General features: G+C 49.1%; 7 protein-coding genes and 2 tRNA genes. 1 reads left to right on the top strand and 8 read right to left on the bottom strand.

The genetic code is table 11. The features are described 5' to 3' along the window. Positions 1 to 669 precede the first annotated feature (669 nt). Positions 670 to 746 (bottom strand) — tRNA-Met (locus tag Q9291_RS13145). A gap of 100 nt (positions 747 to 846) precedes the next feature. Continuing rightward, on the bottom strand, positions 847 to 1,932 hold the full coding sequence (ychF, locus tag Q9291_RS13140; RefSeq protein WP_306390560.1) for a redox-regulated ATPase YchF: 1,086 nt from the start codon (positions 1,930 to 1,932) through the stop codon (positions 847 to 849). A 208-nt stretch (positions 1,933 to 2,140) separates the two neighbouring features. Here ychF and Q9291_RS13135 point away from each other — a divergent pair, with 208 nt between their 5' ends. Beyond that, positions 2,141 to 4,906: a bifunctional diguanylate cyclase/phosphodiesterase gene (locus Q9291_RS13135; RefSeq protein WP_306390559.1), complete on the top strand. Its 2,766-nt coding sequence runs from the start codon at positions 2,141 to 2,143 to the stop codon at positions 4,904 to 4,906. Positions 4,907 to 4,961: 55 nt separating this feature from the next. On the opposite strand, the gene pth is transcribed toward Q9291_RS13135, so the two are convergent. The 6 genes from pth to Q9291_RS13105 all read right to left on the bottom strand — a co-directional run bounded on the left by pth (position 4,962) and on the right by Q9291_RS13105 (position 9,881). Further along, the gene (gene pth / locus Q9291_RS13130; RefSeq protein ID WP_306390558.1) at positions 4,962 to 5,534 is read right to left on the bottom strand and encodes an aminoacyl-tRNA hydrolase; all 573 of its coding nucleotides are present in this window, start codon (positions 5,532 to 5,534) and stop codon (positions 4,962 to 4,964) included. A gap of 101 nt (positions 5,535 to 5,635) precedes the next feature. Then, positions 5,636 to 6,244: a 50S ribosomal protein L25/general stress protein Ctc gene (locus tag Q9291_RS13125; protein WP_306390556.1), complete on the bottom strand. Its 609-nt coding sequence runs from the start codon at positions 6,242 to 6,244 to the stop codon at positions 5,636 to 5,638. A 78-nt stretch (positions 6,245 to 6,322) separates the two neighbouring features. Next, positions 6,323 to 7,258: a ribose-phosphate pyrophosphokinase gene (locus Q9291_RS13120; RefSeq protein WP_306390554.1), complete on the bottom strand. Its 936-nt coding sequence runs from the start codon at positions 7,256 to 7,258 to the stop codon at positions 6,323 to 6,325. Between the two features lie 156 nt (positions 7,259 to 7,414). Next, positions 7,415 to 7,491: transfer RNA gene (locus Q9291_RS13115), tRNA-Gln, on the bottom strand. 38 nt (positions 7,492 to 7,529) lie between these two features. Next, the gene (gene ispE / locus Q9291_RS13110; protein ID WP_306390552.1) at positions 7,530 to 8,405 is read right to left on the bottom strand and encodes a 4-(cytidine 5'-diphospho)-2-C-methyl-D-erythritol kinase; all 876 of its coding nucleotides are present in this window, start codon (positions 8,403 to 8,405) and stop codon (positions 7,530 to 7,532) included. 33 nt (positions 8,406 to 8,438) lie between these two features. Continuing rightward, complete coding sequence (locus Q9291_RS13105; RefSeq protein WP_306390550.1) at positions 8,439 to 9,881, bottom strand: carbonic anhydrase; 1,443 nt, start codon at positions 9,879 to 9,881, stop codon at positions 8,439 to 8,441. Positions 9,882 to 9,891 lie beyond the last annotated feature (10 nt).

Raw genomic sequence — 9,891 nt, 5'->3', positions numbered from 1 at the left:
CCGGATGAGTTTTACTTTAAACACCTGCCCGCAACACCCAAGGCAGCTTAAACAGAATCGCAAGATATTTCACTTAAAACTTCAAAGATTCTGTCCAACTAAACGGGGCCACCTCTGCTGGAAGAACTAAAGAAGATGTTGTTGCTGAAGGTTTAGCTAATGATGTAAAAGTATTAAATAATGAAACTCAGCATGGGAATGATTTTAATCAAAGTGAATGGGCATTATTTTATGCACCAAAAATAAAAGCTAAGCTTGGTATTCAGTAATTTTAAAATTATTATCAGTTCAAAATAAGAAACCAGCTAAATGCTGGTTTTTTGTTTTTAGAGGAGGAGTATTTTCAAGCTAGTTCCTAGGACTTGATGTTAGACCATAAGTAAATTTTGCTCTTACTTTATGTGCCGAGTTAAACCTCAGATGTACTCAAAGATTATTAATATTAAATCGCTAAATATTTTAAGCATAGGACGGTAGTCCTTGGGCACTAAAAATATAGGGGTTTTTATGCTGAAAATAAGCCGTTTTGAGAGAAAATTTTTTATCCAAAAATATGATGAAATCTACACATTTTCTATTTTCTGTGTGCCTATAGAGTGCCTACGAACTATTTACCAAAGAAAAAGGACTTACAAAACGGTGATTTGTTCTGTAAGTCCTTGATTTTGTTGGTGGTGAAAGAGGGACTTGAACCCTCGACCCCAGGATTATGAATCCTGTGCTCTAACCAGCTGAGCTACATCACCATTAAAACTGAAGGCGCAATTCTATTGATTTAGTGTTGTTTTGTCAAAGTAAAAAGCATGAATTGCTGCGCATAATTTAAGTGGTTGTGGGGTGCAGGGCTTACACGTTAAAGCGGAAGTGCATCACATCGCCATCCTGCACAATGTATTCTTTGCCTTCGAGGCGCATTTTGCCCGCTTCTTGTGCGCCTTTTTCGCCTTTGTTTTTGACATATTCATCGTAAGCAATCACTTCTGCACGGATAAAGCCACGTTCAAAGTCGGTGTGGATGACGCCGGCCGCTTGCGGTGCAGTGGCGCCTTTTTTCACGGTCCAGGCGCGTACTTCTTGTACGCCTGCGGTGAAGTAGGTTTGCAGGCCCAGTAAATCATACGCAGCGCGAATCACGCGGTTGAGGCCGGGTTCATCCTGGCCGAGTTCTTGTAAAAATGCGAGTTTGTCTTCTTCATCCAGCTCGGAGATTTCACCTTCAATTTTGGCGCAAATGGTGACGACGGGTGCTTTTTCTGTTTTGGCCAGGGCCAGTACTTTGTCCAGGTGCGGGTTGTTTTCAAAGCCATTTTCGGTCACGTTGGTAATGTACATCACCGGTTTGACGGTAATCAGGCATAGCGGTTTGAGCAGGTTGAGCTCGTCGCTATCCAAATTGAGTGTGCGCACGGCTTTGGCTTCGTTGAGGCATGGCAGTACTTTATCCAGCACCTTCATCAGGGCGATGGCATCTTTATCGCCACTCTTGGCTTTTTTGCCTTCGCGCTGCATGGTTTTTTCAACGGTTTCCATGTCGGCCAGTGCCAGCTCGGTGTTAATCACTTCAATGTCGGCCAACGGGTCTACTTTGCCTGCGACGTGAATCACGTTGCCATCTTCAAAACAACGCACCACGTGGGCAATGGCGTCAGTTTCGCGGATATTAGCCAAAAACTTGTTACCCAGGCCTTCGCCTTTGGAGGCGCCTGCCACCAGGCCTGCGATGTCTACAAATTCAACAATCGCAGGCTGCACTTTTTGTGGCTTGACGATATCGATCAGTGGTTGCATGCGGGTGTCAGGGACTTCGACGATGCCGACATTGGGTTCGATGGTACAGAAGGGGTAGTTTTCTGCAGCAATCCCCGCTTTGGTAATGGCGTTAAACAGGGTGGATTTGCCTACATTGGGCAGGCCGACAATACCGCATTTCATAGTGGATTACCTTAACAGTCTGTGCTGCTGCATTTTTTTGCAGCATCAATTGAATAAAAGCAGTATTTTACCGTTAGTAAACACATAGAACCAAATGAATCTTGATGACTGCCTGTTTGCGGGTCGTTTCAACAAATATTAGTCATGTACAAGATAAGGGTGTGGGGGCATAATTATTATCATCGCACCTTATCGAAAAGGATGTGGAATGTTTCGTTTAAATATAGCCTCATTGCGTCAGTTGATGCTGTCGAGGTGGATTGTTGGGCTGTTGTTGCTCAGTGCGTTGCAAACCACATTCATGTTATGGATGAATGAGCGGCAGCATGCTGAAGCCTTGCAATCTTACAAGTTTCGGCAGGCGGTACAGTCTGCTGATGACAGCATTCAGCGCCAGATGGATACCTATCGGCAAACACTCAAGAGTGTGGAGCAGTTGTACGTTTCTTCTAATCATGTTTCGGCAGAAGAGTTTAAGCTGTTTGTGGATGATTACACCGAGAGCCCGCAAGATCATGGTTTGCGCGCTATCGGTTTTATCAAATACATTCACTTGCGGCAGCCGCAAACCTATCGTGATCTCGATATTCCTATCCCGCAATTGTTAAAAAAGGTGCAACCTGTCGCAGGGGATGACGAATTGGCACCCGTGCTCTATGTTGAGCCAAGAACAGATGCCAATCAGGAGCGGTTGTTGCAGAATACCTTTGCCAACCCGCAGTTACGTGCAGATTTGCGCGCGTCGAGCGAGCCCGGCCGGCTGGTGATGTCTACGCAGTTGGCTATTGAGGGTGATGGGCTGCAGCGCCCACAGTTTATGTTGCAGGCCCCCGTGTATTGGGGGGAGTTGCTCAAGGCTGATCAGTTCACAAGGCAGCATCATTTAAATGGATGGGTGTTTTTACGTTTTGATGTGCAGGTTTTTCTAAGTGGCGCATTGCACGCGGTAGAGCAGCGGCAACTGCATATTGATGTGTTTGATATTACACGTGGTCAGCCACATATTCCGCTCTATCATTCAGTCGCAACGCAGGACAATGTGCATGAAACGCGTGCCATGTTTGCAATGACGCGTACATTCAGTGTGAATGGACAGCCTTGGCAGATGCGTGTGCGATCTACACCGGCATTTGATGCCACGATTGATTACAGCGATGCCAACCGGATAGGGATGTTTGGTTTGTTTTTGAGTATTCTGGCGGCGGGCGTGGTCTATTTTGCGGTGATGCGGCATCGTACTCAGCGTGAACTTGAAAAAAATAGTCAGGAGTTAATGACCAGCGAACAGCGCTGGAAGTTTGCGCTTGAAGGGACGGGAGATGGTATTTGGGATTGGAATGTGCCCGAGAATCAAGTGATTTACTCTGATCGCTGGAAGGGGATGCTGGGGTTTGCGTCGCATGAGTTTGATTGTCTGCCCGCCAGTTGGCATCAGCGCATTCATGCCGAAGACTATGCCAGCGCGATATCGATATTGGAGCAGGTGCTCAAAGGCAAGCGCGAAAAGTTCGCGCTGGAGTATCGCTTGCAGTGCAAGGATGGAAGCTGGAAGTGGGTGTTTGACCGCGGTATGGTACTGCTGCGTGATGAGCGTGGCTTGCCGCTGCGTATTTTGGGGACCTTGGCCGACATTACCAAGATCAAACAGTCTGAAGAGGCTGTGTGGCAATATGCCAACGTGGATACACTCACCGGCTTGCTCAATCGGCGCATGTTTTTTGCCAGACTTGATCAGGAGCTCCGCAAAGTCAAACGTAGCGGCCAAAAGTTGGCGATTATCTTTCTTGATTTGGATCGTTTTAAAGAGGTCAACGATATGCTGGGGCATGCCCAGGGCGACAAATTGCTGCAACATGCCGGTAAGCGTCTGGTGGAGTGTGTGAGGGATGATGATCTTGTGTCGCGTCTCGGTGGGGATGAGTTTGTGCTGATGCTGAGCGCTGCGGATGTTAACTATGTGGAAGATGTGGCACAAAAGGTACTTGATGCCTTGGTACAGCCTTTCCGCCTCGATCAAAGTCATGTCTATGTGTCGGCCAGTCTGGGGATTGCCATTTTCCCCGATGATGCCGATAACAAAGAAGACCTGATGAAGCGGGTTGATCAGGCCATCTATGCTTCCAAACAAAAAGGGGGGAGCTGCTTTACCTATTTCACGCCACGTATGCAGGAGCATGCAGAACGCAGAATGCTGCTTTCAAATGATTTGCGATTGGCGATTTCTAAAAAGCAATTCTTCCTTGAGTATCAGCCTGTGGTCAATTTGCAGAACAATACAGTGTTCAAGGCCGAGGCGTTGATCCGCTGGCGCCACCCGGAAAAAGGCGTGATTCCTCCGATGGAGTTTATTGGCATTGCCGAGGATAATCTGCTGATTCTGCAAATTGGGCAGTGGGTATTTAAAACTGCGATTGAACAATGCAGGCACTGGCGTGAGAGCTTGCATCCGGCGTTTCAGGTGGCCATTAATAAATCTCCTGTGCAGTTTGTCAGTGAGCAGAAAAGGCAGCAAGACTGGTTTTTTAAAATGGCGCAGAATCATTTGCCTGGTGACATGGTGACGGTTGAAATTACCGAGCGTTTGTTACTGGATGCCAACCCGCATGTCAGCGAGCGTTTGGCACAATATCGCCGTGCAGGTGTGCAGGTTGCGCTGGATGATTTTGGAACCGGCTATTCAGCCTTGTCTTATTTGAAAAAATTCCCCATAGATTATGTCAAAATTGACCGCTCTTTTGTGCGTGAGCTGGGCAGCTCGCATGAAGATGGCGCCTTGTGTCAGGCCATTATTGTGATGGCGCACAGTCTAGGTATGCAGGTAGTCGCCGAAGGCATTGAAAATCAGCGGCAACTGGACATGTTGCGCGAAATGGGCTGTGACTATGGGCAAGGATATTATTTCTCGCCCCCGTTGCGACCAGCCGCATTTGAAGCCTGGCATCAGGCCTGGAACAAATCCATGCAGGTCTCATGACTTGAGTGAGTGATTTGTTTGTGGGTCGAGAATGGTGACTAAAACGGGTGATGATTTATTTACTGTGCAGTTGCAGCATGGCTTTTTCAAATTGTCCTTGTGCCAGTAAATCGCTGATTGTGCTGGCTTTGATCAGGCTGTCATCTATTGCGCGCTGCTCCTCTTTGCCCGCTGGTTTGAGCACAAAGTTTACAACTTCAGCTTTATTGCCAGGATGGCCGATGCCGATACGCAGGCGCCAGTAATCCGGCGTGCCAAGGGCGGCATGGATATCGCGCAAGCCATTGTGGCCACCATGGCCGCCGCCAAACTTGAGTTTGGCTTGTCCTGGCAGCAAGTCCAACTCGTCATGGACGACCAGAATTTCTGCCGGTAGTATTTTGTAATAGTTTGCCATGGCAGCAACGGCTTTGCCGCTGGCATTCATAAATGTGCTGGGTTTGAGTAGCCATTTGTCAGTATGGGGTTGCCATTTACCTGCGATGCCAAACAGTTTCACTTCAGCTGATAAACGGCTGCCTGACTGCGAGGCAAGCATGTCCACAAACCAGAAGCCTGCATTGTGGCGGGTCTGCGTGTATTTCTCGCCCGGATTTCCCAAGCCAACAATTAATTTTATTCCACTCATGATCATTATCTGGATAAGGTAATGGACGCACAAAACGTGCACCAAAAAAAACGCGCACAAAGTTGTGCGCGTTTATTGTAGCGGACAACCGCTGGCTTTGCTTAAGCGGCTGGTGTTTCTTCAGCCACTTCTTCGCTGCCACCACGTGGTTTGGCAATTGAAACCACTGCAGCGTCATCGCCATGCACCAGTTGCACGAACTCAATGCCTTTAGGCAATTTGATTTCGGACAAGTGAATCGCATGACCAGCTTCCAGTGTGCCCAGATCGACTTCGATAAACTCTGGCAGGTCTTTTGCCAGGCAGCTGACGTCAGCTTCGGTCTGGATGTGTGAAATGTTGCCGCCGCCAGTTTTCACGCCTGGTGCCACATCTTCATTAATGAAGTGGAATGGCACTTTTACGTGGATTTTTTCAGTGGCAGACACACGTTGAAAGTCGATGTGCTGAATGGTGTTACGCACTGGGTGCAGTTGATAGTCACGCAACAATACGCTTTCAGCTTTACCATCCAGCACCAGGCTCAGGATAGAAGCGTGGAAGGCTTCATGACGGAATTGCATGAACAAGTCCTTGTGGTTCAACTCGATAGACACAGCGGCTTGCTCGCCACCGTAGACTACACCCGGCACATTGCCAGCGCGACGCAGGCGGCGGCTCGCACCCGTACCTCTAACGTCACGTTTGACTGCTTTAATTTCGATGCTCATTTGAGACTCCTAAAAACGCCATCATTGGCGGTACTGCACTTGAAATCCGCCTGCCGCGACCAGCAGGCGGGGTAAAAATTAGTCCATAAACAGCGAGGAAACTGATTCCTCCTGGCTGATGCGTTTAATGGTTTCAGCCAGCAGAGGCGCTGCACTCAACTGGCGGATTTTGCTGCATGCCAGCGCACCGGCGTTCAGGGCAATTGTATTCGTGACAACCAGTTCATCGAGTTCAGAATTGGTAATGCGCTCACCCGCGCCACCGGATAATACCGGATGTGTGGCATAGGCAACGACTTTGTGCGCACCTTGCTTTTTCAGTGCGGCAGCGGCCTCACACAGTGTATTCGCAGTATCCACCATGTCATCCATAATGACGCAGGTGCGGCCTTCAACTTCACCAATGATGTTCATCACCTTGGCCACATTGGCTTTGGGGCGACGCTTGTCGATAATGGCGAGATCGGCATTCAGTTGTTTTGCTGCGGCACGCGCACGTACCACCCCCCCCACGTCTGGTGAAACTACTACCAGATTTTCATGGTGTTTTTTAGCCAGGTCTTCCAGCAAAATCGGGGTGGCATAAATGTTATCCACCGGGATATCAAAAAATCCTTGAATCTGGTCGGAGTGCAAATCCATGGTCAATAGACGATTAACGCCTACGCTGGTCAGCATGTTGGCCACGACTTTGGCTGTAATTGCAACGCGGGCAGAACGTGGACGTCGATCTTGACGTGAATAGCCCAAGTAGGGGATCGCTGCCGTAATGCGGCCTGCCGAGGAGCGGCGCAATGCATCAACCATGACCATGACTTCCATCAGGCTGTCATTGGTCGGATAGCTGGTGGATTGCAACACAAACACGTCACGGCCACGCACATTTTCCAGGAGCTCCAGCATGATTTCGCCATCAGAGAAGCGGCCTACATCGGCACGCCCTAATTCAATGCCCAAATGCTTGGCAACTTCTTGTGCCAATACCGGATTGGCATTGCCGGTAAAAACCATCATGTTGGCGTTACTCAACGTTGTACCCTTTTTCAGCGATGACCATGTCGAAAAACTCAGATTATGCTTTTGTTAAGCCGTCTATTTAGATCAGACGGCTTCGGCTTGAATCTGCAAAAAAATTAAGCGTGTAAATTGTCAAATCTACACGCTTATATTTGGCTGAGGAGGAAGGATTCGAACCTTCGCATGCCGGAATCAAAATCCGGTGCCTTAACCAGCTTGGCGACTCCCCAAAAAACTTGTCTTTATCCGCTTGCTACCAGACTTCTTGTTAATCAGAAGTCATCGCGAAAAGCGGATGGTATTCTAACCCTTTTGCCCTAAAACCAGAAGTGTTTTCTGGCCTGTTTTTAAGCAATTCATCGGCTTTTTTCACACTGTCCACGCTGACAAACACAGAAGCACCAGAGCCGCTCATGCGCGCATCTCCAAATTGCTTCAGCCAGTCCAGTGTGTCTGCGACCGCAGGATACAGTGAGCAAACGACTGCTTCCATATCGTTTCTGGTTTGTTGCCAGAACGCGCTTGATTGAGCGCCGTTTGAAAAGTCCGCTATTCTCAATGGTTTTGAATCTCTTGTCAATGCTTGGTGCGCAAAAATTTGAGCTGTTGGCACCTGAACATGTGGTGTCAGTACCACGAAGTACTTTTCGAACATATTTGCATCGAGTGTCACTGGCGTTAATTGCTCACCCACGCCCTCGGCCCAGGCGGTTTGTCCAAAAATAAATACCGGCACATCTGCGCCCAGTGTCAGGCCTATCTGCATCAGTTGCTGCCTGGGGTAATGTAGTCCCCATAGCTGATTGAGTACAATCAGCACGGTGGCAGCATCGGAACTGCCTCCGCCGAGGCCGCCACCCATTGGCGTGCGCTTTTCGCAGGTGATTTCTGCGCCCAGCCGACGGCCGCTGACAGCGCGCAAAGCATGGGCTGCACGGATTGCCAGATCCTGCTCGGCAGGCACACCTGGCAGTGGATTGCCATGCACGATTTGACCATCATCACGTTGTGTGATGGTCAATGTGTCGCCATGGTCTAACAGCAGAAATAAGCTTTGCAGGCGATGGTAGCCATTGGGCAGTTGGCCGGTGATGTGTAAAAACAGGTTGAGTTTGCAAGGTGCAAAAAACGTTGTTGGATGCATGCTCACATTGTAATGCATGCCTGCGCTGGCAGGCTACTCAAGGATCATTCGGCCCTGCCCGTCTTGCAGAGGACGCTGGTTGGCTGCGCCTAGCGCCTTTTGCAGCGTTTCAATTTGCTGTTTGGACAGGTGAACAGGTTCTTTCATGATAATCCATTGCACGCCCTCGCTACATGGGGGGGTTGTGAGTGAGCCGCTGTAGCGATAGTAGGCTGGCTTGTTTGGCATGAGTTCGGCCGGGGTGATGCGCATGGTCAGCGGCTTACTGTCCTCGGTGTCTTTGGGCAAGCTGCTCAGCAGTTTTTCAAATGCTGCATGGGCGCTGCCTTCCTCAAGGATGACGGCAATAATCACGCGATGGCCGGCCTTGTCCTCATGTACCATTTGTATTTCTGCGGCATAGGATTTTTGCTTGATCTGGTGTTCGGCTGGCGCGTGCAGGCTGATATATTTGAGTTGGTATGGTTTTTGGTCCAGCACCATCATATTGCCTGCCCCAGCATCCACTACCAACCCGTGTTCTTTGCGATTGATGCTTTTGAGCGGGAATTTCTGCAGGCGTTTAATTGGTTTTAGTGCCGCAGGGATCGTATTGTCAATATTGATAGGCGATTGCTGGCTACCATTGCCGCAGCTTGCAAAAGCAGGATTCAAGCTCGCCCATTTATCAGGACCTTCGCTGCCAGTATATGCCCAAGGTTTATTTTCAGCTTTATCTGTTTTTGTTTTGCCTGCGTCTGCTGCGTGCTTTTCCTCACTGGTTGGCTTGCCCGATTTGTCTTTGGCTGCGGCAGGCTTGTCATCGTTCAGCTTTTTTTGTGCATCTTTGACAGGGGTGTTTTTTGCCGGTGCCGCTGGTTTTGTCTGTTCTTTGTTGTCGGTTTTTGTGGCGGGTGCCGTGGCTGCTGGCGGGCTGTCCGAAGCTGTGCCAGCCGTGTTGTCTGCCGGACTTTCTTTACTTTTTGCAACTGCTGGCATGACCGGGTTAGCCGCAGCCGCAGCGCGCTTGGCTTGCGTCTCCGCGAGTTGTTTTTGCTTGGTTTGCCATTTACATACGTACTGCTGAGCTACCTCAACTTCTGACTCGGGTAACGGCTCAATGAAGTCCGCTTGTTTGGCTGTGGTGCCTGCGGAGTATACCAGCTCCTGATTTTCATACTGAAACACTTGTATAGTGGCCGCTTTGCGCTTGTCGCAATCGAAGTACCACAAGGCTTTGGCATGGTTGTAGACGCGGTCTACAGACTCAACGTTTTTTTGCGGGGTGCCGTACTCCACTTTAATCCAAGCCTTGATATAGGGTTTTTCTTCAAGTAATGAATGCTTGTCAATCATCAGCTGGCTATTATCAGTTTTTTTAATGGATAGCCATTGAGTGGCCCATGCAGCATGCGGCGGCAAGGCAAGTGCCAGTAGCAGGCACAAAGTCAGCATCTGGCACAAGCGGGAGGTGGGTGAAAATAAAAGACGGCTCATATAGCCGTTA

The organism is Methylophilus aquaticus, from assembly GCF_030769565.1.
Lineage (GTDB): Bacteria > Pseudomonadota > Gammaproteobacteria > Burkholderiales > Methylophilaceae > Methylophilus > Methylophilus aquaticus.
The sequence above is the reverse complement of the archived record's forward strand: the minus strand, read 5'-3'. Positions and strand labels throughout refer to the sequence as shown.

Bases quoted from the DNA above. Each gene is read 5' to 3' on its own strand.
- ychF (WP_306390560.1), bottom strand. From the start codon at position 1,932: ATGAAATGCGGTATTGTCGGCCTGCCCAATGTAGGCAAATCCACCCTG.
- Q9291_RS13135 (WP_306390559.1), top strand. From the start codon at position 2,141: ATGTTTCGTTTAAATATAGCCTCATTGCGTCAGTTGATGCTGTCGAGG.
- pth (WP_306390558.1), bottom strand. From the start codon at position 5,534: ATGAGTGGAATAAAATTAATTGTTGGCTTGGGAAATCCGGGCGAGAAA.
- Q9291_RS13125 (WP_306390556.1), bottom strand. From the start codon at position 6,244: ATGAGCATCGAAATTAAAGCAGTCAAACGTGACGTTAGAGGTACGGGT.
- Q9291_RS13120 (WP_306390554.1), bottom strand. From the start codon at position 7,258: ATGATGGTTTTTACCGGCAATGCCAATCCGGTATTGGCACAAGAAGTT.
- ispE (WP_306390552.1), bottom strand. From the start codon at position 8,405: ATGCATCCAACAACGTTTTTTGCACCTTGCAAACTCAACCTGTTTTTA.
- Q9291_RS13105 (WP_306390550.1), bottom strand. From the start codon at position 9,881: ATGAGCCGTCTTTTATTTTCACCCACCTCCCGCTTGTGCCAGATGCTG.